Source organism: Oceanococcus sp. HetDA_MAG_MS8, assembly GCA_019192445.1.
GTDB lineage: Bacteria > Pseudomonadota > Gammaproteobacteria > Nevskiales > Oceanococcaceae > MS8.
This window is the reverse complement of sequence record JAHCMK010000005.1, coordinates 227,457-251,327: the sequence shown is the minus strand read 5'-3', so window position 1 is coordinate 251,327 and position 23,871 is coordinate 227,457. Positions and strand designations below refer to the sequence as shown.

23 protein-coding genes and 1 other RNA gene are annotated in these 23,871 nt (G+C 58.4%); 16 read left to right on the top strand and 8 right to left on the bottom strand.

The window, feature by feature from the left end:
* Positions 1-129: 129 nt before the first annotated feature.
* The gene (locus KI787_10945; protein MBV6630470.1) at positions 130-945 is read left to right on the top strand and encodes a PhzF family phenazine biosynthesis protein; all 816 of its coding nucleotides are present in this window, start codon (positions 130-132) and stop codon (positions 943-945) included.
* Here the strand turns inward: KI787_10945 and egtD are convergent.
* Together egtD and egtB are read right to left on the bottom strand one after the other, a co-directional pair.
* Positions 914-1,885: an L-histidine N(alpha)-methyltransferase gene (gene egtD / locus KI787_10940; GenBank protein MBV6630469.1), complete on the bottom strand. Its 972-nt coding sequence runs from the start codon at positions 1,883-1,885 to the stop codon at positions 914-916. The genes KI787_10945 and egtD overlap by 32 nt on opposite strands.
* A complete protein-coding gene (gene egtB / locus KI787_10935; GenBank protein ID MBV6630468.1) occupies positions 1,875-3,152 on the bottom strand; it encodes an ergothioneine biosynthesis protein EgtB in 1,278 nt (425 codons plus the stop codon). The genes egtD and egtB overlap by 11 nt, the downstream gene beginning before the upstream one ends.
* A gap of 202 nt (positions 3,153-3,354) precedes the next feature.
* On the opposite strand from egtB, the gene KI787_10930 reads away from it, so the two are divergent.
* Positions 3,355-4,413: an NAD-dependent epimerase/dehydratase family protein gene (locus tag KI787_10930; protein ID MBV6630467.1), complete on the top strand. Its 1,059-nt coding sequence runs from the start codon at positions 3,355-3,357 to the stop codon at positions 4,411-4,413.
* A 90-nt stretch (positions 4,414-4,503) separates the two neighbouring features.
* On the opposite strand, the gene KI787_10925 is transcribed toward KI787_10930, so the two are convergent.
* From KI787_10925 to KI787_10910, 4 genes are all read right to left on the bottom strand, one after another.
* Entirely contained in the window at positions 4,504-5,346 is an 843-nt protein-coding gene (locus tag KI787_10925) for an SDR family NAD(P)-dependent oxidoreductase (GenBank protein MBV6630466.1), read from the bottom strand.
* Positions 5,347-5,392: 46 nt separating this feature from the next.
* A complete protein-coding gene (locus tag KI787_10920; protein MBV6630465.1) occupies positions 5,393-7,291 on the bottom strand; it encodes an ATP-binding cassette domain-containing protein in 1,899 nt (632 codons plus the stop codon).
* Between the two features lie 177 nt (positions 7,292-7,468).
* A complete protein-coding gene (gene ppa / locus KI787_10915) occupies positions 7,469-8,008 on the bottom strand; it encodes an inorganic diphosphatase (GenBank protein ID MBV6630464.1) in 540 nt (179 codons plus the stop codon).
* A 26-nt stretch (positions 8,009-8,034) separates the two neighbouring features.
* A complete protein-coding gene (locus tag KI787_10910) occupies positions 8,035-9,300 on the bottom strand; it encodes a 6-phosphofructokinase (protein MBV6630463.1) in 1,266 nt (421 codons plus the stop codon).
* Positions 9,301-9,466: 166 nt separating this feature from the next.
* Between KI787_10910 and KI787_10905 the strand changes: the two genes are divergently transcribed.
* From KI787_10905 to KI787_10895, 3 genes are read left to right on the top strand one after another with little or no spacing between them, the layout of a single operon-like run.
* Positions 9,467-10,114, top strand: a complete 648-nt coding sequence (locus KI787_10905) for an adenylate kinase (GenBank protein MBV6630462.1) — start codon at positions 9,467-9,469, stop codon at positions 10,112-10,114.
* A 52-nt stretch (positions 10,115-10,166) separates the two neighbouring features.
* Positions 10,167-11,003 carry a 23S rRNA (adenine(2030)-N(6))-methyltransferase RlmJ gene (locus KI787_10900; GenBank protein MBV6630461.1) on the top strand — a complete coding sequence of 279 codons (837 nt, stop codon included), beginning with the start codon at positions 10,167-10,169 and terminating at the stop codon, positions 11,001-11,003.
* Complete coding sequence (locus KI787_10895) at positions 10,996-11,817, top strand: SDR family NAD(P)-dependent oxidoreductase (protein ID MBV6630460.1); 822 nt, start codon at positions 10,996-10,998, stop codon at positions 11,815-11,817. Before KI787_10900 ends, KI787_10895 begins: the two co-directional genes overlap by 8 nt.
* Positions 11,818-11,825: 8 nt before the next feature.
* On the opposite strand, the gene KI787_10890 is transcribed toward KI787_10895, so the two are convergent.
* On the bottom strand, positions 11,826-12,053 hold the full coding sequence (locus KI787_10890; protein ID MBV6630459.1) for a hypothetical protein: 228 nt from the start codon (positions 12,051-12,053) through the stop codon (positions 11,826-11,828).
* Positions 12,054-12,289: 236 nt separating this feature from the next.
* Between KI787_10890 and KI787_10885 the strand changes: the two genes are divergently transcribed.
* From KI787_10885 to KI787_10835, 11 genes are all read left to right on the top strand, one after another.
* Positions 12,290-13,579, top strand: a complete 1,290-nt coding sequence (locus KI787_10885) for a sodium-dependent transporter (protein MBV6630458.1) — start codon at positions 12,290-12,292, stop codon at positions 13,577-13,579.
* A 26-nt stretch (positions 13,580-13,605) separates the two neighbouring features.
* Positions 13,606-15,276 carry a sodium:alanine symporter family protein gene (locus KI787_10880; protein MBV6630457.1) on the top strand — a complete coding sequence of 557 codons (1,671 nt, stop codon included), beginning with the start codon at positions 13,606-13,608 and terminating at the stop codon, positions 15,274-15,276.
* A gap of 7 nt (positions 15,277-15,283) precedes the next feature.
* Complete coding sequence (gene hemH / locus KI787_10875) at positions 15,284-16,294, top strand: ferrochelatase (protein MBV6630456.1); 1,011 nt, start codon at positions 15,284-15,286, stop codon at positions 16,292-16,294.
* A gap of 284 nt (positions 16,295-16,578) precedes the next feature.
* On the top strand, positions 16,579-17,652 hold the full coding sequence (gene sohB, locus KI787_10870; protein MBV6630455.1) for a protease SohB: 1,074 nt from the start codon (positions 16,579-16,581) through the stop codon (positions 17,650-17,652).
* On the top strand, positions 17,627-18,259 hold the full coding sequence (locus tag KI787_10865; protein ID MBV6630454.1) for a YbhB/YbcL family Raf kinase inhibitor-like protein: 633 nt from the start codon (positions 17,627-17,629) through the stop codon (positions 18,257-18,259). Before sohB ends, KI787_10865 begins: the two co-directional genes overlap by 26 nt.
* Positions 18,260-18,319: 60 nt before the next feature.
* The gene (locus tag KI787_10860) at positions 18,320-19,654 is read left to right on the top strand and encodes a DegQ family serine endoprotease (GenBank protein MBV6630453.1); all 1,335 of its coding nucleotides are present in this window, start codon (positions 18,320-18,322) and stop codon (positions 19,652-19,654) included.
* A gap of 148 nt (positions 19,655-19,802) precedes the next feature.
* Positions 19,803-19,994, top strand: a complete 192-nt coding sequence (locus KI787_10855) for a hypothetical protein (GenBank protein ID MBV6630452.1) — start codon at positions 19,803-19,805, stop codon at positions 19,992-19,994.
* Entirely contained in the window at positions 19,991-20,353 is a 363-nt protein-coding gene (locus KI787_10850) for a cell division protein ZapA (protein ID MBV6630451.1), read from the top strand. The genes KI787_10855 and KI787_10850 overlap by 4 nt, the downstream gene beginning before the upstream one ends.
* Before the next feature lie 36 nt (positions 20,354-20,389).
* A non-coding RNA gene (gene ssrS / locus KI787_10845) (6S RNA) lies at positions 20,390-20,572 on the top strand.
* A 44-nt stretch (positions 20,573-20,616) separates the two neighbouring features.
* Complete coding sequence (locus KI787_10840) at positions 20,617-21,207, top strand: 5-formyltetrahydrofolate cyclo-ligase (GenBank protein MBV6630450.1); 591 nt, start codon at positions 20,617-20,619, stop codon at positions 21,205-21,207.
* On the top strand, positions 21,189-21,668 hold the full coding sequence (locus KI787_10835; GenBank protein ID MBV6630449.1) for an EVE domain-containing protein: 480 nt from the start codon (positions 21,189-21,191) through the stop codon (positions 21,666-21,668). The genes KI787_10840 and KI787_10835 overlap by 19 nt, the downstream gene beginning before the upstream one ends.
* Before the next feature lie 201 nt (positions 21,669-21,869).
* Here KI787_10835 and KI787_10830 read toward each other — a convergent pair whose 3' ends face one another.
* On the bottom strand, positions 21,870-23,633 hold the full coding sequence (locus KI787_10830) for a S8 family serine peptidase (protein MBV6630448.1): 1,764 nt from the start codon (positions 23,631-23,633) through the stop codon (positions 21,870-21,872).
* Positions 23,634-23,871 lie beyond the last annotated feature (238 nt).

Below are 23,871 nucleotides of genomic sequence, written 5' to 3'. Positions count from 1 at the left end.
GGGGCCATAGTGCCACTGTGCAAACAACGCTTGCAGCACTGCCTAAAGAACCGGCATTGCAATGCCATTTGCCAGGTCCAAGGCCCTGGGGAGTTGGCAGTATCCGAGCATGCATGGGAGCATAAGCCCATGCCAAGCCTGTTCCAGATAGACGCCTTCACCTCCACCCTTTTCGCGGGCAATCCCGCTGCTGTGGTGCCGCTCAGCCAAGCCCTGGATGCCGAGCTGATGCAGCGCATTGCGGCTGAGAACAACCTCTCCGAAACCGCCTTTTTCTGGCCGGATTCCGGCACCGCCGATTTTCAGCTGTGTTGGTTTACCCCGCAATCTGAGGTCGAGCTTTGCGGCCATGCAACGCTAGCCACGGCGTGGCTGCTGCAGCATGAACTGGGCTGGAAAGCACCGAGTATCAGCTTTAGCACTCGCAGCGGCATGTTACACGCCCAAGCTGCTCCAGGAGGACGTGTTCAAATCGACTTACCGGCACGCCCCAGTCAGCCGGCCACCCCACCCCCCGCTTTGCTGCAAGGGCTGAACCACGAACCCGAGCAGATTCTGTGTGGCGCGAATTGGATATGCGTCTACGCCCAGGAATCGGATGTTCATCAATTACAGCCAGTCATGGAGCCACTCACCCGTATTGGGCCCCATGGGGTCATCGCTACCGCGCCAGGGAGCAGCGTCGATTTCGTCAGCCGTTACTTCGTTCCGGCCTACGGCATTGACGAAGATCCGGTGACCGGATCCGCGCACTGTGACCTGTTCCCGTATTGGTCGGCGCGGCTGCACAAGGAGCAACTGCACGCCCGCCAGCTATCAGCACGTGGCGGTGAGCTGGAGCTGAGCTGGAAAGATGCCCAGCGCAGCCGAGTATTGCTCAGCGGCGACTGTAGGCTGTATTTGCGTGGAAGTATCAGCTTGCCCGACGATACAACTGCAAACTGAAGTAATCCTGAGAGTCGGTCCATACCTTCTGCAGTTGCCAATTTGCCCCTTCTGCCAGCCTAGAGAACTCGGCCACATCGTATTTGCAGGAGTACTCGGTGCGTATTCCCTGGCCAGCAGCAAATGTCAGAGGCGCATGCCCAGGGAACCGCACCTTCTGGGCGCTGGCACTACGCAGCCACATTTGTATTTGCCCTTCCTCAGGCAAATAGAAGGCCTCATGCTCCCAGGATTCAGGCACAAAGTCCGCTCCAGTCAAGCGGTTGACGTGGGCCAGAATGTTGCGGTTAAACGCGGCGGTGATGCCCTGGCTATCGTTATAAGCGGCATGCAGAACATCGGGGTCTTTGCGTAGATCCACTCCAATGAGCAGATAGCCTTGGGTGCCCGCCATATCTGCCCAGCGCTTAAGCAAGGCCTGCGCCTGAAGTGGCGGAAAATTCCCAATGGTCGAGCCCGGAAAAAAGAATAGCCGCGGGTGATCAACGGGCTTTAGATTCAGCGCAGCGGTAAAATCCCCAACCACAGGATTGATCCTGAGATTTGGGAAGTCCGCAGCCAAGGTTTTGGCGGCCTCATGTAATTGCTCTGCGGCGACGTCCATGGGCCGGTAGCTATGCGGTGCATCCAGAGCGCGCAGCAGATGACGAATCTTCACCCCCTCACCGCTACCCGGCTCCACCACTTCGATACCGGCGCCGAGTTCTGCCGCCATGTCCAGGGCTTGGCCTTCGAGGATCTCTAGCTCACAGCGGGTGGGGTAATACTCGGGCAAGGTACAGATGCGCTCAAACAGTCGCGCTCCTCTTGCGTCGTAAAAATATTTACTCGCCAGCCTGGGCGGGTCCGCCTGCAAGCCACGGACAATGTCCGCAGTGAGGGCTGCATCGTGACGCGGCGCAATATCGTAGGCCGCGCTTGCTGAAGAATTAGATGTCACGTGCCAACCTCAATCCGCTGAACTGCCACTGCAGTGCTGGGTAAAAGAAATTGCGATAGCTCACCCGGCTATGCCCGGCCGGTGTCGCTCTGGAGGCCCCGCGCAGCACCATTTGGCTAGCCATAAATTTCGCGTTGTATTCGCCCAGCGCCCCCGACGGAGGGCGAAAACCGGGGTATGGAGCATAGCTGGACGCGGTCCACTCCCATACGCCGCCGTGCCAATCCGATGAGGCGGTCGCAGCCACATACTGACTCTCGAAGTCGGAATCACAGGGAGCTCCCGGCAGGGTTCCTGCGGGCAGGATCTGAGCTGCGAGCACCTCCCACTCGGCTTCCGTCGGCAACCGCGCTCCCGCCCAGAGAGCGTAGGCCGCTGCTTCATAAAAGCTCAGATGTGCCACCGGCCGATCGGGGTTGACGCGCTGCGCACCATGCAAAGTGAACTGCCACCACTCACCCTGATCCTGATACCAATACAGTGGAGCGCGACGCGTGCCAGCCTGCACCCAGGCCCAGCCGTCCGACAACCATAAATTAGCGGTGGTGTAGCCACCATCCGCCATGAACTCCAGCCATTCCCCTTGACTCACCGGCCTGGATGCTAGCGCGTAGGCGTTTAACCAAACACGGTGAGCCGGTCCTTCGTTATCGAAGCAAAACCCATCGGGTTCGCTCACACCAATGAGGTGCAGACCCTCGCCCTGCTCCAACCACCGCGCAGCTGGCAGGCTAGGCTGGGGCGCAGAGTCGGCCGGCGGCGCATAAGCTGGTTGCAGAGGGTTCTGCGCCAACACATGTTTGATGTCGGTCAGCATTAACTCCTGGTGCTGCTGCTCATGCGCCAAGCCCAAACGCAGCAAGGGCCAATCATCGGCGCAGCACTGCGCCAACCATTGCTGCATGGCGCCATCGACATAGCGGCGATACTCCAACACCTGCTCCAGGCTGGGGCGTGAGAGCAAGCCCCGCTGCGGTCGCGCATGCCGCGGGCCCACAGCTTCGTAGTAGGAGTTGAACAGGTAGTTAAACTGCGGGTGGAAGGCGCTATACCCCGGCAGCTTTGGCAGCAGGATAAAAGTCTCAAAAAACCATGTGGTGTGAGCCAAATGCCATTTGGCGGGCGACACGTCCGGCATGCTTTGCAGCGCACAGTCTTCAGCCGACAGTTCAGCGACTAAGCGCATGCTCTGCCGACGGACCGCGTTGTAATCCTCTGCCTGGATTCCGGACACGGCGCTTTGGGATGATGCCGGCACGTCAAACATGCGCCGTCTCCTGCTGAATCTGACCCGACCATAACAAAATCGGCAGGCTCACGAAGCCCCTACAGCACACGGCATGACCAGAGCCGCGGGACCAAGCAAAAGACTCAGGCGGCACAAAATGGTCACCGCAGCCTCGACGGAACCAGATAGACTTCGCTGCGTTATTGCATTTATCGACCAAATATCAAGGACATTGCTGCATATGCCCACAGAATTCGCCATCGATACCGCGCACCCTGTTGCCGTGACTGGCGCCAATGGCTACGTCGCATCCTGGATCGTGCAGGAACTGCTGGACGCTGGCTGCACCGTTCACGCCACCGTGCGCGACCCTAGCAACTCGCGCAAAGTCGAGCATTTACAGTCGCTGGCCGCCACACGTCCAGGCACTCTGAAGCTCTTCGCCGCCGACTTGCTCACGCCGGGCAGCTTCGACGAAGCACTTCAGGGCTGCAAAGTGGTGATGCATACGGCCTCACCCTTTGTGGTGCGCGGCATCAAAGACGCCCAACGCGAACTCATCGACCCCGCCGTGCAAGGCACCGAAAACGTGTTGCGCAGCGTGGATCGCTGCGACAGCGTGCAGCGCGTGGTGCTGACCTCCTCCGTCGTGGCGATTTATGGCGACGTCGCCGACGCCCAAGGCCAAACCCTGGATGAATCCCATTGGAACACCAGCTCCTCAGTGGACCACCAGCCTTATCCGCGCTCCAAAGTCGCCGCTGAGCAGGCCGCCTGGGCTATTGCCGAAGCCCAGTCTCGCTGGGATCTAGTCGTCATTAATCCGGGCCTGGTGCTGGGGCCAGCCCTGACGCGCCATTCCGCCTCTGAGTCTTTGGTGATCATGGGCGATCTACTCAAAGGCAAGCTGCGCACCGGAGTTCCTCAGCTAGAGATCGCTTTGGTGGATGTTCGTGATGTGGCGCATGCCCATGTGCGGGCCGCGTTTGTGGAGAAGGCGGCGGGGCGTCATGTTCTGGTGAACCAAACCCTAACCATGTTGCAAATGGCCCAAGTCATTGGCCAGCGCTTCCAAGGACGCTTCCGGCTGCCGAAAATGGAACTGCCGAAGTGGCTGATTTGGCTGGCCGGCCCCACGCAGGGCATTTCGCGCAAATTCGTCAGCTTGAACGTGGGCCACAAGCTCCGCTTCGATAACAGCAAGAGTCGTCAGGAGCTGGGTTTGGAGTATCGCCCGATTGCCGACACCCTGGCTGCCCATGTGCAACAAATGCTCGACGACGGCGTCGTCCGCGGCTAGCTGCTCATTGAGCCACTGAGCAAGGCCCGGCATGGCCATACAGGCCGGGCCTTGCTACGGCGGCTATCTATTTCGCCACAACCCTAGCTCTCAGGCCGCTTTGTTCTGGCGCTTCAGCAAGCCAGTGAGGATGCGCTGATAGGCGGTGGGTAGGGCCCGCTGCATCACATCAATCGCTTTGGCGTCTGGTCCAACCAAGACCCGGCGGCGATCCTTACGCACCGCATCCAGAATAATCCGCGCGGCTTGGTCGGCCGTGGTCCTGAACAAGCGCTCGAATTCTTTTTGCGACTCTTCAGCCGTCTTGCCAGTCATTTTTTGGACCGAGGCATTCGTGCGTGCATTAGCGGCAATGTTGGTCTTGATCCCGCCAGGATGAACGCAGGTAGCCGAGACGCCATTGGCCGCCAAATCTAGCTCTTGGCGTAGCGACTCGGTAAAACCGCGCACCGCGAATTTGGTGGCGTTGTAACCGCTTTGAGTGGGCTGCGAAAAGAGCCCAAAAATCGACGAGACATTAATCACATGACCTTCCCCGGCCGCCACCAAATGTGGCAGGAAGGCCTTGGTGCCATAAACCACGCCCCAGAAGTTGATGTTCACGATCCACTCGTATTCATCCAAGCTGGTGCCCTCGACCGTGCCCCCCAAGGCCACGCCGGCGTTATTGAAGATCATGTTGACCTTGCCGTGTTCGGCCACCGTTGCGTCGGCCCAGGCAAAAACCGCAGCACGATCCGCAACATCCAAGGTGGTCTCGCTCACCTTGACGCCCAGTGCACGCGCTTGCTCCGCTGTCTGGCTGAGCCCTTGCGCATCCACATCGGACAAGCTCAGCTCGCATCCCGCTTTTGCCAGGTTCAGCGCTAAGCCGCGACCAATCCCTGAGGCAGCTCCTGTAATCGCCGCCACCCGGCCTTTGAAATCTTTCAATGGTCTACTCCTCTACAACACTTAGATGGGGTATGGCTGCGCCGACTTAGCTTTGCCGCAAAGCCTCCAGCTCTTCAGCTGCCATCATCCAACGCTCTTCGGCTGCTTCCAGCCTTTTGCGCCACTCCCCTTGTTCACGGGCTAAATCCGCTGCCCAGCTTGGATCGGCACTATACAACTCGGGATCGGCCAGCTCTTGCTCCAATGTTGTCAGATGCGTACTGGCGGTCTGCATTTGCTGCTCAGCCTGCTTGATGGCCTTGCGCAGCGGTTGCTCCCGCTGGCGCTGCTCGGCCGCCAGCCTGCGGCGCTCCGCAGCAGACGGTGCGGAGTTCTCAGCCTTGGCGGATGGGCCTGCTTTATCACCCGTGGCCGAGTTACGCTGCAACCATCTCGCGTAATCATCCAAATCGCCGTCGAAGACTGCCAAGGCGCCATCATGCACCAGCCAGAGGCTTTCGCAGCATGTGGCGAGTAGGTGACGGTCATGCGCGACCAAAATCACCGCGCCTGGGTAATCCAACAGGGCCAACTCCAAGGCATGCCGCATCTCCAGATCCAAATGGTTGGTCGGCTCATCAAGCAACAACAGGTTCGGCTTTTGCCAGACCAGAAGCGCCAGGGCTAAACGGGCTTTTTCGCCGCCGGAGAAGTCACCTACGGCTTCAAAGACCCGGTCTCCATGAAAATCGAAACCGCCTAAGAAGTTGCGCAGGCTCTGCTCGCGCTCCATGGGGGCCAAGTCTTGCAGGTGTTTGATGGGGCTCCAGTCGGACTGCAAAGCATCCACTTGGTGCTGGTGGAAGTAGCCCACTGACAAACGTTCATCTCTTTCGAGCTTGCCGCCTTGGGCCGGCAGCTGACCAGCAATGGTTTTAACCAATGTGGACTTACCCGCCCCATTCGGCCCGAGGATGCCCACACGGTCACCGGGCTCCAGGCTGAACCGAGCGCCGTCAATAATCGCCTGCCCATCCAGATAACCACAACGTAGCTGCTCAGCCTGAATCAAAGGAGACGGCAAACGTTCTGGGGGAGCAAATGCAAAAGAAAATGGAGAGGCCCAATGCGCCGGCTCCACCAATTGGATCTTTTCAATCTGCTTGACCCGACTCTGGGCTTGGCGGGCCTTGGAAGCTTTGGCCTTAAAGCGATCCACAAAGCGCTGCAGCTCGCCTAGGCGCCGCTTCTGCGCCTCGTACTCCTTGGCCTGCTGGCGCATCTGTTCAGCGCGCTGAGCTTCACTGGCGGAGTAGTTCCCAGTGTATAAGGTCGCCGTCGCGCGTTCTAGGTGCAAAGTATGCGTGGAAAAGCCATCCAGAAAATCGCGGTCATGGGAGATGATCAGCAAAGTTCCGCTGTAGCGCTCCAGCTCCTGCGCCAGCCAGAGCACCGTATCTAGGTCCAAATGGTTGGTGGGCTCATCCAGCAGCAATAGCTCCGAACGACACATTAAGCACTGGGCTAGGTTCAAGCGCATACGCCAGCCACCAGAAAAATCCGCCACTGGTTTGCGCATGGCGGCATCAGCAAAACCCAAACCAGCCAACAGGCGAGCAGCACGTGCCGGCGCCGTGTATCCATCAACCGCGTGGAGTTGCTCATGTGCCTGGGCCTGAGCCTGGGCGTCCTGCGCCGCTTCGGCAGTGGCTAGGGCGTTTTGAATGCGCCGTAATTCGGCGTCCCCGTCCAGCACATAGTCCAGTGCAGACTGCGGCAAAGCCGGTGTTTCCTGGGCCAAGTGGGCAATACTGAGACGCTGCGGCCTCACAAACTCACCTTTGTCCGCGCTCAGTTCTCCCCGGATTAAAGCGAACAGCGTGGATTTCCCCGTGCCATTGCGTCCCGTGACCCCAACCTTCTGACCCGCGTGAATAGCTGCCGTGAAGTCACTGAGCAATACGCGCGACCCGCGTCGGATTGTCACATCGGAAAACACCAACATCAGCTACGCATTCCCTTGTTGTGAGGAATCATTATCAGCATGTGATTGCGGATATCCGCACACGGTTTGCCGCCATAAAAAAGCCGCAGGGTAACAGCGCACCCTGCGGCTTTTCGGAATCATCGCCGTAACGATCTGCTTAGACAACGCCTAGGCTTGGCGCCGCCAAAGCGGCCATCAGGACTCGGCGGCTTTGTAAGCCTCGATGGACTTGCGAATCTCTTCTTTGGCTTTTTCAGCGCCGTACCAGCCCGACACCTTCACCCATTTGCCTTTCTCGTTGTCTTTGTAACGCTCGAAGAAGTGGGTGATTTTGTCCTGCAGGCGCTGCGGAACCTGGGCCAGATCCTGCATCTCCGAATAGTAGTGGTTAGACACTTTATCGGTCGGTACTGCCAGCAGCTTGGCGTCCATGCCGGATTCATCTTCCGTCATCAATACCGCCACTGGGCGGCATTTAATCACACAGCCAGGAATCACCGGATAGGGCGTGAGCACCAAGACATCAACCGGGTCGCCATCGTCATACAAGGTTTGGTTCACAAAGCCATAGTTGGCTGGGTAGTGCATGGCCACATTCATGAAGCGGTCCACGCGCAAGCAGTGAATATCCTTGTCGAGTTCGTATTTGACTGGCGGCCCAGCCTCAGGAATTTCGATGATGACATCGATTTCATCTGGGGCTTTGTCGCCGGGTCCAACGTGTTCGTAAGCCATGAGGATTTCCTCCCGTAAAGGTGATGTTATGACTTGAGGGTGAAGGTCGTGCCCGTCTTTTTGGGTACGGCCACTTTTTTCAGCTTGACGTAGGCCGGCAAGCCATCGGGTCCATAAGGTGGAGGGTTTTCACCGGCAATCAGCGGCAGCATGTAGCGGCGACAGGCCTCGGTGATCTGAAAACCGTCCTCACTAATGAATTCCGCCGGCATTTCCTTTTCGACGTTGGCCACCTCTTCCAGAGGGGCTTCGCCAATGTGCCAGCGGTAGGGACTATCGGCCTCGCGGACAATGCTCATCATAATACCGCTCTTGCCCGCAACGGCGGCCTCGACCGCAGCTGCGCCAACGGCATAGGCCTGGTCCAGGTCGGTTTTGGAAGCGATGTGACGTGCCGACCGCATGAGGTAATCGGCAATGGCGTAGTGGTATTTCAGTCCCAGCTCGCTTTGCACCATGGTGGCCAAAGTGCTCGCCACTCCACCCAGCTGGGTGTGGCCAAACGCGTCGGTGGTACCAGCGTCGGCCACAAACTTGCCATCCGCGTTGCGAATACCTTCTGAGGCAACAATGGTGCAATACCCATGTTGCTCCACGCACTGCTGGACGCGCGCCAGGAAGCGCTGTTTGTCGAAAGTGACTTCTGGGAACAAGAGTAGATGGGGATCGCGGCCGTCCACACTGGCCAGGCCACCGGCTGCCGCAGTCCAACCCGCATGCCGCCCCATCACTTCCAAGATGAACACCTTGGTTGAGGTCTTACACATCGACGCCAAGTCGTAACTGGCTTCACGAATCGCCACCGCCGTGTACTTGGCCACGGAGCCAAAGCCTGGGCTGCAATCGGTCAGCGGCAGGTCGTTGTCCATGGTCTTGGGCACATGAATGGCCTGCAGCGGATATCCCATCTGCGCGCCTAATTGGCTCACCTTCAAACAGGTGTCAGCGGAGTCACCACCTCCGTTGTAGAAGAAGTAACCGATGTCATGCGCCTTGAAAACTTCGATCAAGCGCTCGTACTCAGCGCGGTTTTGTTCAAAACCTTTGAGCTTGTAACGGCATGAGCCGAAGGCTCCGCTGGGAGTGTGTTTGAGCGCAGCAATGGCCGCCGGGCTTTCGGCGGAAGTGTCAATCAAATCTTCGGTCAATGCACCGATGATCCCATCGCGCCCGGCATATACCTTGCCGATATGTTCGGGGTGTTGTCGCGCAGCTTCTATCACCCCTGCGGCAGACGCGTTGATGACGGCGGTAACGCCTCCGGACTGGGCGTAAAAAGCATTCTTCGGCATGAACCTGACCCGTTCTTTGCAGGGCGGATGGATGGCAATGGAGGCGCGCAAGGATAGCCGATTGTGCGGCTTTATCCCACGGACTCGACGAAGGGTGCATTGACGGGTCGTACTCCCGCGGCTAGCCTCCGCCCTCTTGATTCACGTTGGATAGGGACGGGACCCCATGCGAATTGTCTTGCTCGGCGCACCGGGCTCGGGTAAAGGAACCCAAGCGAAGAAAATCATGGATGCGCGGGGCATCCCGCAAATTTCCACCGGCGATCTGCTGCGTGCGGCTGTACGCGACGGAACTGCTTTAGGTCAAAAAGCCAAAGCGGCCATGGATGCAGGCGAGCTGGTAGCCGACGAGGTGGTTATTGGCATGATCCGCGAGAGGCTGGAGCAGCCAGACACGGCTAAGGGCTTCATTTTGGATGGTTTTCCGCGCTCAACCGTACAGGCCGAAGCCTTGGATGAGATGCTTGCCGCTGCCGGCCAACCTATCGACAAGGCGCTGCTCATCAATGTGCCTTTCGATAGCTTGGTCAAGCGCCTGACTGGGCGCCGCACCTGCGCGGACTGCGGGCAGATGTACAACCTGTACTTCAGCCCACCGGAAAAAGAGGGCGTGTGTGATCGCTGCGGCGGAACCGACCTGCAACATCGCGCAGATGACAACGAAGCCACAATTACCAACCGGCTTGAGGTTTACCGTGCGCAAACCGAGCCGGTTGTAGGCTTCTACGATGCCCAAGGCAAGATGGTCTCGGTCGCTGGCGAAGGCGATCCGAATAAGATCTACCAGACGATCTGCGACACCCTAGGCCTTTAATTCAGGTCGCCTTGATTACTGCCCATCCTCGGCGGCCAATGCGTAGCGCAAGGTGCTGAGTTATCAGCACGGCTATCACGCTGGTAATCACGCCGATCTACTCAAACACTGTGCCTTAGCGCTGTGTCTGCAGGCGCGTCTGCGCAAGTCCAGCCCGCTGTGCGTCTTTGATACCCACAGCGGGCGTGGACTGTATGACCTCGCCGACGTCCAAGCGCTCAAGAACCAGGAGTTTGCCTCCGGCATCGCGGCCGTTTGGGAGCAGCGCCAAGCCTTACCCGAGCTCTACAGACAAGCGCTTGCGCATTACAACGGCAACGGCGCCCTGCGCTACTACCCAGGCTCGGCCGCCATTATCGCCAAGGCTTTGCGCCCTCAAGATGAAGCGATTTTCTGCGAGGCACATCCCGCTGAGCATGCGGCACTAGCGCACAATCTGCACGGTCAATCTGGGCTGCGAATCTTGGCTGCAGATGGCTGGCAACAAGCCCGAGCCTTACTACCACCCGCACAAAAACGGGGACTGGTTCTGATTGACCCCAGCTATGAGCGTCCTGAGGATTTTCAGGCAGCGGCAAGCTTAGCCAACCATCTTTGCAAACATTTTCGTGCGGCCACGATCCTGATCTGGTTTCCTTGCTTAGCGGGTAGCGGCAATCTGCGTCGTGCCCTTGCCCCGCTGGCTCAGGGGCGTGATTGTTGGACAGCGGAGCTGAGCCTTGCTCAAAGCGGTGAGCGGGGTATGCATGCCTCTGCGATGGCCTGCATCAATGCTCCTTTTGGTGCAGCCCAGGCCCTGAATCAATGCATGCACGCACTGCTGCCTCTGTTGGGCCCCACAAATCAGGTAGGCTGGCGCATGGATTCCGAGTTGACTACGCATGACTGATCGCCCTGCCGATTCAGACTTGACCGGCCAACGCATTCTGCTCACGGGCGCTTCGTCGGGAATTGGTTATGAATGCGCGCGGCAGCTGGCTGCGCTTGGTGCTGAGATGATTCTGGTAGCTCGCCGCGAGGCGGAGCTAGACGCCCTAGCGCGGCATATTCGGCAAACCGGTGGTACCGCACATTGCTTACCCGTTGACCTCAGCGACCTGCAGGCTGTGGACGCTCTGAGCGATGAGGTCATCAAACGCTTTGGCGAAGTGGACATCTTGATCAATAACGCGGGTCGCAGCATCCGCCGATCGATTCAAGACTCCCTCAACCGGCCGCATGATTTTGAGCGCACCATGACGCTGAACTATCACGCGGCTGTACGCCTTTGCCTGAAGCTGCTGCCCGGCATGCTGGAGCGGGATCGCGGTCAGATCATCAATGTGTCTAGCCAATCGGTACAGATGCCAACCCCACGGTTTAGTGCCTATGTGGGTAGCAAGGCAGCCTTGGAGGGCTTCTCGCGTTCGCTAGCTTGCGAGCTAGAAGCCACCGGGGTCCACATCACCATTGTGAACTACCCCTTGGTACGCACGCCGATGTCGGGAGCTACCCCCATTTATCGCGCCTTACCGATGATGGAAGTCGAAGAAGCGGCGAGCTGGATGCTCAAAGCGGTGCGCCAAAAACCTGCGCGCGTCTGCGCGGCCAGTGGCCATGCCTGGCAAGTCTCCACCGCTTTAGCTCCCGGACTCACCACACGGCTCACCGCGCGCTTTCTTCGCCACATGCTAAAGCGCCTACAGGCTAAGCACGGCGCCTAATTGGCACCCTACCAACGACTATTCCACAGCAGTGGCTTGCGCATGACGCCCGCCTCCCAGCGCTGCCACAGGCGCTGTAGCTCCGGCCCCACCCACAAACTGGCTGCGCCAAGCAGCAAAAAGCTGGCCTGAACGCGCGGCTCACCGTCGGCGCCAGCCAGCAAAAAACCAGCAGCCATCAATGCGGCCAGAAGGCGCCAGACCGGCGATACGGAAGCGTTGTTGAGTTCGTTCATGGCTGTCGCGACTCCAAATTGACTGAGGATGTGCGGATAGCTTGAATACGCTCTGGCTCAAAACTTGAGCCTATGGTTTATCCTGAAAAAAGAAACTCTTAGCTGTGTGCTGCACGAGTCGGCTGCCCGAATAAGCTTTGGCGTCGATCTTGCTTAGCAGCCCGCCAACAACAACCTTGGGGAAAAGAGACGCTGTGTCATCGCGCGAGCATTGGAGTGGCAGATTTGGTTTCATCATGGCGACGGCCGGCTCGGCTGTGGGCTTGGGAAACGTGTGGAAGTTCCCCTATGAGGCGGGAGAGAACGGAGGCGGTGCCTTTTTGTTGATGTACCTGTTCTTCGTCGCGCTCTTTGGCCTGGCTTTAGTCATCGCCGAGCTACTCCTGGGCCGCACCACCCAGCGTAATCCCGTGGGGGCATTTCGCGCCTTGGGCGGCGCCGGCTGGCCCGCCGTTGGCGGAGTTGGGGTGCTGGCTGGTTTCGTGATCTTGTCGTTCTACATCGTAGTCGCTGGCTGGACCTTGGCCTACCTCGGCTTTATGGCCACCGGTCAACTCGATATCGAAGCCGGACTATTGGCTGAGCAATTCGGCGCCTTTGTCTCCTCACCCATCGCCCCCATCGGTTATGCAGCATTGTTTATGGTGCTATGCGTAGGTGTGGTTCACGGCGGCGTGAGTGGCGGAATCGAACGGGCGTCGCGGCTGCTGATGCCGGCGCTCTTCGTGCTGCTTTTGCTGCTGGTAGGACGCTCGGTCACCCTCCCCGGTGCCGGTGAAGGACTGCGCTACTTTCTACAGCCCGACTGGAGCAAAGTCTCGGCCAGCACCATTAGCAGCGCCATCGGCCAGGCCTTCTTCTCGCTATCGTTAGGGATGGGGACGCTGATCACCTACGGCTCCTACCTGCACCAAAATGACCGCATCCCCGCAAACGCTGGGATCATCGCCGGGCTAGACACACTGGTCGCTGTCCTTGCCGGGCTCATGATCCTGCCGGCGGTGTTTGCCTTTGGCTTTGACCCCAGTGCCGGACCTGGCCTCACCTTCATCACTCTGCCTGCGGTGTTCGCGCAGATGCCGGGCGGGCAATTTTTTGGAATGGCCTTTTTCGCCCTGCTCGCTGTAGCCGCACTCACTTCGGCCATTTCCTTGTTGGAAACGGTCGTGTGCTACTTCACCGACGAACATGGCCTATCGCGCAATAGCGCCACCGCCATCGTCGCTTTGGTGAGCTTTGGGCTAGGCATTCCTGCCTCGCTTTCGCTGGGTATTTGGAGCGGCTTCACCGTACCTGGCACTAAATTTTCCATTTTCGATTTCCTGGACTTCACAGCCTCCAATTTAATGCTGCCCTTTGGCGGCATGCTGACAGCCATTTTCGTTGGCTGGCGTTGGGCGACTCCTGCTCAAGAAGCATTGATTGCAGGTGGCCTGCCTGCGTGGATGGCGAAGTTCTGGATTGTCACTTTGCGCTACGTGGCGCCGCTGGGGATTGGCTACATCCTGTTCAGCGCGCTGAGCTAAGCGCCCAACCTTAGAGAACCTTGTTTATGGAATCCCTTATTGGGTATCTGAACGCGATTAATTCCGTGATGCTTTCGGTCCCAGTGCTGCTGACGCTACTGGGCACGGGCATCGTCTTCACCTTTTGGAGTGGCTTTTGTCAGTACCGCTCACTGACCCATGGCGCCTTTTTGGTGCGGGGTGGATTGGACTCTGCTGATGGCCCCGGAGCTATTTCTCACTTCCAAGCCCTATCCGCTGCATTATCGGCAACCGTCGGTTTGGGTAACATCGCTGGCGTAGCTATTGCGGTAGAACTCGGCGGTCCTGGCGCTGTGTTTTGGATGTGGCTGGTTGGGTTTGCCGGAATGGCGATTAAATCCTTCGAAGTGTTGCTATCCATGCTCTACCGCAACACCGAAGACCCCAACAATCCGCATGGCGGCACCATGTGGGTGGCGAAGAAAGGCCTCCCGGAACGTTTCCCAGCGTTAAAAAGCATTAGCGGGATTGTTGGCGGCCTGTTCTGCATACCGCTGCTCATGTTCGCCTTTACCGGTGGCAACATGTTCCAGGCCTGGAGTGTGGCGACCAGCACCGAAGTCTATTTCGGCATCCCGAGTTGGATCACCGGCGTGGTACTCGCCGTTTTGGTTGGTTTGGTGATTATTGGCGGCATTAAACGCATTGGCCAAATTGCCTCCTTGATCGTGCCCGTCATGTGCGGCATTTACCTGCTCTGCGGGATCATCGTCATCGGCATCAATTACGAAGCCGTGCCGGGCATGTTCAAGCTCATCTTTACCTCTGCCTTCAATCCCACCGAGGCCAGTGGTGCCTTCATGGGAGCCACCTTCGGTGTGGCCTTCATCTTCGGCATGAAGCGCGCTCTGTTTTCTTCTGAAGCCGGTTTGGGTAGTGCACCTATCGCCCACTCGGCCGTGCGGACCAAAGAGCCCGCCACTGAAGGTGTTGTTGCCGGCCTAGAGCCCTTCGTAGACACCATTGTGGTTTGCACCATCACAGCCTTGGTGATCTTGATCTCCGGAGTTTGGAACCGGGCCCCCAGCTCAACCTGGGAGAACACACCCGTGATGCAGCAGGTTCAAGACGGTTATGTGCCGGCCGTCAACACCATCGCCAGCACCGATGAAATGCGTAGCGGCGATACTGTTTTCGCCTTGGCTGATATCCGCTCCGCCTCGGGTGAAACCCGTATTGCGCGCATCTACGGAGAGCTGGAGTCGGCCGGACCAGAGCAGGTGGAAATTACCTGGTTCCCAGAAGAAATCGGGACGGACGAAGCCATTAGTCTGCGCGAACCCGGAGTGTTCAAGGACTACCCCGGCGCTGCAATGACGGCGCGTGCCTTCGATCTTGGGGTTGAAGGTTTAGGCCGCTACATGGTCACGATTGCCATCATGATGTTCGCCCTGTCGACCATCATCACCTGGAGTTACTACGGTGAGCAGGGTTGGGTGTATATGACCGGTGGTCGCGGCGTCATCATCTATAAGATGATTTGGTGCGTAGTCATCGTGATCCCGTGCCTAGGCTTTATTCGCCGCATCACGGAAATCGATACCATCAGCACCGTAGCGCTGGGCTTCATGATGGCCGTTAACCTTCCCTTGATGTGGTTGATGGGCTCCAGAGCCATGGCTGCATGGAAAGATTACTTCCGGCGCTTCAATGCCGGAGAAATTAAGGAAGTCTGAAAACCCGATGACACAATGCTGCACCTCTGCCCCGTGCCGGGGCATTTTGCTGGTCAACCTTGGAACCCCGGATGCGCCCACTGCGAGCGCGGTGCGTCGCTATCTGGCCGAGTTTTTGGCCGACCCGCGCGTGGTGGAGGTGCCGCGCCTGATTTGGTTGATGTTGCTGTACGGGGTCATCCTGCCCTTGCGTAGCCCACGCGTGGCTCGCAACTACGCCAAAATTTGGAGTGACCGTGGCTCACCCCTGCGGTTTCATACCGAGGATCAAGCTAAGGCTCTGGCGAAACTCACCCGGTTGCCAGTGGAGCCCGCTTTTCGCTACGGACAGCCCTCGCTGCAGACCGGCATCGACAAGTTGCGTGCGGCCGGGGTGCAGCACATCAGTGTGCTGCCAATGTATCCGCAGAACTCGGCAACGACCACGGCGACCATCTTTGACAAGATTGCCCAAATCCTGAAGACCACCCGTGATATCCCCGGTTTGGACTTCATTAACGCCTACCCCACGCACCCTGCCTACATTGAAGCCTTGGCTCAGCAGGTAGAAACGTATTGGGAAAAGCATGGCCGCGCCGACAAACTGCTGATGAGCTTTCATGGCCTGCCCGCGCGGAATGTTGAGCGCGGTGACCCCTATCAAGGCCAATGCGAGCAAACTGCAAATGCCTTGGCGCAGCGCTTGGGCCTGGAGTCCGACGCTTGGTTGCACACCTACCAAAGCCGCTTCGGCCCCGCTGAGTGGCTGCAGCCGTATACGGAACCTAAGCTGGAAGAGCTGGCTGAAGACGGGGTTCGCAGCGTCGATGTCATTTGCCCTGGGTTCCTGGCCGATTGTTTGGAAACCCTGGAAGAAATCGCCTTGGGAGCACAGGAAACCTTCGTTGAGGCTGGTGGTGAGTCGCTGCGTTACATTCCCGCGCTCAATGACAGTGCAGCGCTCACATCAGTGTTTGCCGACCTAGCAGGCTGTCCCAAGACGGGCTGCGCACGCTACAAGGGGCTCAAGGCCGCCTAACTGACAACACTGCCGCGGGTAGGGCTCATGGCAGCCTCCGCCACGGATGCGGCGAAAGCACTTGTAGATCTGTAATCCAGCCCCATAAGAACCGGTTGGTTGCCGAAATATGGCTCGGGATGGGCAGTGCAGATGCTGATCGTCAATAGAACCCTTGGGCACGGCTCAGGATGCTTTACCCAGGGGGAGCTTTGACAGCCTCTGCTGACTGAAGATACTGGGCGCATTGAGCGTTTTTTTCGCTAACTCAAGCCCCCAGGCAGGGGCTTGAACGACGGATACACATGGAATACCTCTATCAATACGGCCTGTTTCTGGCCAAAGCCATCACCCTTGTCGTGGCCATCATCTTTGTTGTGGGCAGTGTGGTCTCGCTGCTGCGTCAGGCACGTGAGCAACTCAGCGAGCAGCTTGAAGTTCGTAATCTCAATGAACGCCTAGAGCGTATGGCCGATGTGCTGCGCAGTGAGTTACTCGACAATAAGTCCTGGAAGGACTACCTCAAGCGCAAAAAGAAAGAAGACAAAGCACACAGCAAAGCCAAGAAAACGGGGCGCAAACCGCGCCTGTTTGTACTCGACTTTGATGGCGACGTCAGTGCGACTGCCACCGACAGCCTGCGCGAGGAAATCAGCGCTATTTTGCAAATTGCAGAGAGCGAGGATGAAGTTTTACTGCGACTGGAGTCTGCTGGGGGCTTCGTACACTCTTATGGCTTGGCCGCCTCGCAACTGCAACGGATACGCGAGCGGCAACTGCAACTCACCGTCGCCGTGGACAAAGTAGCTGCGTCCGGCGGTTACTTGATGGCTGGCGTGGCTGATCGTATTTTGGCTGCTCCCTTTGCCATCATTGGCAGCATTGGCGTGGTGGCTCAACTGCCCAACGTGCACCGCCTGCTGAAAAAGCACGATGTGGACATCGAACTGCACACGGCCGGCCAATACAAACGCACTCTCACCATGTTGGGCGAAAACACCGAGGAAGGCCGCGCGAAGTTCAAACAAGAGCTAGAGGAAACCCACGGCCTGTTTAAACAGTTCCTCAACGAGCATCGCAGCAAACTCGATCTGGACAAAGTCGCCACCGGTGAGCATTGGTATGGACGCCAGGCTTTAGAACTAGAGTTGATCGATGAAGTCACCACATCCGATGACTACTTACTGAAGAATTTAGCCAGTCACGATATTTTCAGTGTGGAGTACAAGCGTCGGCGCCCCTTGACGGAGAAGCTAGGTGAGTCGCTGCGCTTACTCAGCCGTCCATTGCTCCGTCGCTGGCCGCATGTCGATGCGCCCAGCCCCAGAATTCAAGCCCGAGGAGAAAGCCCCCATGCGCGTTACCAGTCAGAGCTTTGAGCACCGCGCCTTTATCCCAGATGAGTTTGCCTTTGGCGTTCCGGATGCTGACGCGCATGTGCGCTTTGGTGACAACCGCAACCCGCAGCTCAGCTGGTCGGACTTCCCGGAGGCCACGCGCAGCTTTGTCATTACCTGCATAGACGAAGATGCCCCGGCTCAAGCCGATGACGTCAACAAGGACGACCGGGAAGTTCCCAAAGATCTCGCGCGCGCAGAGTTTGTGCACTGGCTTTTGGCGAACATGCCGGCCCAAATCACCGAGCTTTGGGCGGGTAGTTTTGGCGCTAGAGTCATGCCGGGAGGGTTATCGAACCCACAGGGGCCCACGGGCTCAGTGCAAGGGCAAAACGACTACACCAGTTGGTTTGCGGACGATCCCAGCATGCGCGGCACCTATTGCGGCTACGATGGCCCCTGCCCTCCCTGGAATGATGCGCGGGTTCACCAGTATCACTTTTGCGTCTACGCCCTGGATGTAGAGCGCTTGGACTTGCCCTCGGGCTTTGGTCTAGGAGAGCTACGCCGGGCCATGGAGGGGCATGTACTCGACGTGGGGCAAATTACCGGCTTGTACACGCTCAACCCTCGCTTACGTCCGCAGTGAACTTGCGCGTCCCCCGTTAGTCTGAGCCTTCTCTTCCCCAACCTGCACCGAAAGATTGTTATGCCGAAATTGATGCGCTGGGCGCTGCTCAGCCTACTGCTTGTGTTACCTGTCGCTCATGCGGGCATTCCACTTCCGACCAAAGCCGACGGCACACCGAGCCTGTCGCCTATGCTTAAGGAAGTCACCCCCGCGGTGGTCAACGTCATCACCCGCGGCACCCAACAAGCTCGCCATCCCTTCTTCAATGACCCAAACTTTCGCTTCTTCTTTGGGGACCGTATGCCCGAGCGTGAGGTACGCGGCCTGGGCTCTGGCGTTATCGTTGACGCCGAAGAAGGCTTGGTCCTCACGAACGCTCATGTGATCGCTGATGCGGACGAGATTCGCGTCCGCCTTTCTGATGACCGCGAGGTTGAGGCCGAACTGGTCGGCAGCGATCCGGATAGCGATGTCGCCGTATTGCGCATCGAAGAGGACAATTTGGTCGCTGTAGAGATGGGCGACTCGGACAGCCTGGAAGTGGGCGACTTTGTAGTGGCTATTGGCAACCCCTTTGGCCTGCGTCAAACCGTGACCTCCGGCATCGTCAGCGCCTTGGGGCGTTCGGGGCTGGGAAATCGTTACGAAAACTTCATTCAGACCGATGCCAGCATTAACCGCGGCAACAGTGGTGGAGCTTTAGTGGATTTGGCCGGTCGCCTTGTGGGTATCAATACCGCCATCATTTCCACCTCTGGCGGCAGCGTTGGCATTGGCTTTGCCATCCCAACCAAGTTGGCCTTATCCGTCATGGAGCAACTTGTGGAGCATGGCAGCGTCAAGCGCGGCATGCTTGGCGTCATCGGCCAAGACTTGACCCCGGAGTTGGCCGAAGCCTTTGGTCTGGATAAGGGCCGCGGAGCCGTCATCGCAGAGGTTTTGGAAGACTCCGCTGCTGATGAGGCGGGGCTGGAACCGGGGGATGTCATTACCGCCATCGACGGAGATGAGATCCGCAACTTCGATGCCCTCCGTAACGCCATCGGCCTCCACCGGGAAGGCGATACAGTCAAAGTGGCGTACCTACGTGACGGCAAAAAACGCAGTACCAAAGTGACCCTCGGCGCCGACCGCAGCGGTCGCGGCGGTGGCAGCGATGTACACCCCAGGTTGCGCCAAGTGCGCTTTGCGAACCTGGATGATGGTGAGGGGGTCCGTGTTGCCGAGATCGCCGCTGACTCGGAGGCGGCTCGTGCTGGCCTACGCGAAGGCGATATTGTGGATGCGGTCAATCGCAAAGCTGTGCGCAACCTGACCGACCTCCGTAACCATTTAGCGAACGAAGCTGACGACGCCAACTTGTTGCTGCGTGTTCGTCGCGGTGAAGGGGCTTTGTTCCTGCTCCTTCGCTGAGCCCGGCTCAACCGCGAGTGCAGCGCTCGCTACTGTGAACTTTGCAAGGCCAGTCCATCATTGATGGGCTGGCCTTGTTGCTGTAGGCCTGCCATTGCAAGCGAGGGCCTGTTAATCTTCGGCTTAATAGCTTATTCAAGATCAGGTTATGACCGATCCTATCTCCGAACTCGAGGACTGGATTGAGGAGCTGTGCGACGCGCACATCCGCCTCAAACGCGAGAACCGTCAGTTGCAAGACCAGCATCAAACCTTGCTGGAACGCAATGCAGCCCTGCGCGGACGCTTAGAAGTTCTACTGGAGAAGGTTCGCAAACTAGAAGCGGAGGTAGAGGCATGAGCGACGCACGATCCATCACCGTCAAGGTCCTGGGCCGGGATTATCAGGTTGCCTGCCCTCCTGATGAGCGCGACGCACTGTATGCCGCTGCACGCTACCTCGATGATCGGATGCAGTCCATCCGTAAACGCTCCGCTGGCTTGGGCTTGGAGCGCATTGCGATCATGACCGGCTTGAACATGGCGCGCGAATTGATGCAGTACGAACGCGGGCAACCGCCTCGCCAACAAGAACCGCCACGGGTCGACCCGCAGCACCCCGCGCCCAAAGAGCGTGAGGCCAATCACGCCCAGGGCAACACCGAAGACCGACTCAGTCAATTGACTTTAACTATCCGGGACGCCTTGGCAGACGACTGAACTCCAGTCTTGGCCTGCGTATACTGCACGCTCTGGGTGTGGCTGCCGTGTTCGCTCTTTCCAAATGAACCCCTTGAGCCAATTACGGTATCCCGGGAGTCGTCGTCCGCGCCGGTGAGCATGCCTGCACTTGTGCGGGAAGCCTAAAGGTGACGGGGCGGCACCCACTTGAGACTTCGTCTCAAGGGATATGCGGATAGCGGCACAGGCGGTCCCCCAGACTCTGCTGCTGCTCATAGATTCATCAGCCTCGTCTCGCTCGCATGTGCTCCAAAGCCTCTTATCGCCGGCAGCTACGTGCGCTACGGCGGCAACTCACGACCGCGCAGCGGCAAACCGAAGAGCAGCATTTGCTCACTCGGTTACTGAGATTACTTGCCCACCGCCGGCCGCGGCGCATCGCAAGCTATTACCCCATGGGCGCTGAAATCAACCCCACCATTCAAGCTGGGCAGTGGCGCGAGGATGGCGAGTTGTATTGGCCGCAAATTCGGCATACCGGGCTGCGTTTTGCCGCAGCCAATAGCAAGCAACTGGAACAAAGTTCAGTCGGCGCTTGGCAGCCAACAAATAGCGCCCGAGCAGCTCCGTTATGGTCGTTCTCTGCAGTGGTCATGCCACTGCTGGCCTGCGACCGTAGCGGCTACAGACTCGGTCAAGGCGGTGGCTACTATGATCGCGCCCTCGCCCGCAGCGCTTGGCATCGCCCCCTACTGGTCGGAGTCGGCTATGACTGCCAGCTGGTAGCAAAACTTCCGCACGAGCCGCATGATCAAACTCTGGACCTTTTTCTCAGCGCCTCCCATGCGCTGGCCTTCACACCCAAAGGACACCGATGGCTTACTGGCTACTGAAATCCGAACCTGATGTTTTTGGCTGGGATCACTTGCTGCAGTGCAAAGATCAGCGAGAGCCCTGGGACGGGATTCGGAACTACCAAGCGCGCAACTTCATCCGCGATCAAATGCGTGACGGCGACTTGGCCTTTTTCTACCACTCCAATTGCAAACAACCCGGCATCGTTGGCATCGCAACCATTCTTGGCGACGCCCGGCCAGACCCTACGGCCTTTGACCCAGATTGTAAATATCACGACCCCAAGAGTGATCCAGACAACCCCCGCTGGTTCTTACGCGATGTACAAGCGCTAAGACCGCTCAAACGGCCGATCACTCTGCATGAACTTAAAGCGCGTGCAGAGGAATTAGGGGACTTTCCACTGGTACGGCGTGGCAACCGGCTCTCCGTCATGCCCGTGGCGCCAGAACACTGGGACATGATCCTACACATGGAAGAGCAGCCCGCAGCCGATTAGAGCCGGCTACGGTCTGAGCGCAGGGTACCGTAGGGCATATCGAAGCGGCGCGGAGGACTGCGACCTAGCAGACCAACATCCCAAGCCAATGCCCAGTAAGGGATGACGGACTCAAGCCAAGCCATTGTGCGAGAAACAAAAAGGCCGCCCGAATGGGCGGCCTTGTTATTTGCAGCACCTAATATCAGCGCTGTTGTTGGGTTACTGCGGGGTTGCCGTCAGTAGGTAGCTGCCAGACCCCGCATAGGATTCAACCAACCAGCGATAGGTCCCGCTGGAGGCGTTATAGCTGATGGACTCATTGCTGCTGCTGGTCGTCGCACTGGCCACATTGCTCCAGGTACAGCCGAAGAGGAAGCCGCACCCATAACGCTGCAAACGCAGATCGAAGTCAGCGCTTGAGGGGCCCACGAGTTCACCGCTCAGCGTGCCGCCAGGGAAGTCGAAGCCTCCTTCAGGATGAATATCGCTATCGCCAGAGCCATTGAGCGTGCCGCTGTATTCCGTGCAACCGGAGCAACCCGCAGGCGCAGCGCTCACCTCCAGCGTCTCTGTTTGCGAGTCGGATTGACCAGCACTGTCGGTGACCGTCAGGCGCACGGTGTAGCTACCATCGCTGCCAAAGCTGTGGCTTACGGCCACTCCGGAGGCGACATTGCCATCGCCGAAGTCCCAGGCGTATGCCAAGTTGGTGCCATCATCGCTAGACGCGCTGGCGTCAAAACTACAGCTCAAGGCATCGCAAGTGCTGTCGAAGGCTGCGACTGGTGGCTGATCGACAGGCTCACTACCACCACCGTCGGCCGGCACATATAGCAGCAAGTTCGGCGTCCCAGCGCTGACCTGAGTCAGGGTTCCCGGCGTTGCCTGAGCGACCACCACATCGCTGACCTGAGCGGCGTTCAGACTCGGAGCTTGGTCGAGCTCGATGGCCACAGCTCCGGCCACATGCGGCGCCGCCATGGACGTACCACTGAGCAGCTTGGAGCCGGCGTTGCTGTTGTGATCGGCCGCGCGAATGCTCGAACCAGGCGCGAAAATATCAACACAGCTACCGTGGTTTGAGAAGGATGACTGGCGGTCAGCACTGTCGCTAGAGGCAACGGTCAATGCCAGAGGCTCTGCGGCTGGTGAGGTGTTGCACGCATTCGCACTATCGTTACCCGCGGCAACCACGGGAAGTACCCCCGCTGCATAAAGATTACGGGCGGCTTCTTCTTGCGCACTTGAACGCCCGTTCAGCGTTCCCAAGCTGAGGTTTGCCACAGCTGGTTTTTCGGCGTTTTCCGCCACCCACTCCATGCCAGCAATAATGGCACTACCGGAGCCCGAGCCCAAACAATCCAGCACGCGAACTGCATGCACAGTGGCACTTTTGGCAACCCCCCAAGTGGTCCCCATGGCCGTACTCGCAACGTGGGTTCCATGGCCTTCACAGTCCTGCCAAGCGTCGGGGTCCGGCGCGAAGAATAGCCCGCTGGACACAAAGTTACGCGAAGCACCTACCCGGCCTGTAAATTCAGCATGATCTGGGTTGATGCCAGTATCAATGACATACACATGGGCACTGCTTCCAGCCGAAGCTGGGTAGGTGTAACTCCCATCCAGTGGCAGATCCTCTTGGTCAACACGGTCCAAACCCCAAGTTGCATTGGTTTGCGTACCAAAAGCCACCACTTGGTGATCCTGCTCAATAGCCTTGACCAGGGGATTTTGAGCCAAGAGCTGAGCCTGTGTGGCGTCCATGCGCACGGCAAAGCCCTGCAGCACAGTGTCGTATTCAAATAACAGCTGGCTACCCGGGATGCCAGCCAAGAGGGATTGAACGGTCGAGCTGATGTCACTGACCTGCGCGGCATCCATAGTCACAATGTACTGGCCGTGAATGCGGCCTTCGTCAATAGCGGCCTGCGCACCGCCTACCACGGCCAGACCGAGCGCTAAGCTCGCAAGCTGTTTATTCATGGGTTCTCCAAGTGTTCTGTCCGCGATCGCTCATGGCGCCCGCGGAGGACGTCGGTTCTCACGCTGCTTCCCAGCGCCTCTCTACAGTCGGCGCTTTGTCCGTGATTGTCTGTAGTGAGCCCTGACCGTAGGGCGTAGTGAAATCTGCACGTCCACGTGGTGGTCCATGCGCAGCGGCGCAGCCGCTCCAGCCTCAGCACCCAGGTTGAGGCAAAGAACCCTGGGGCAAAGCCCCGAT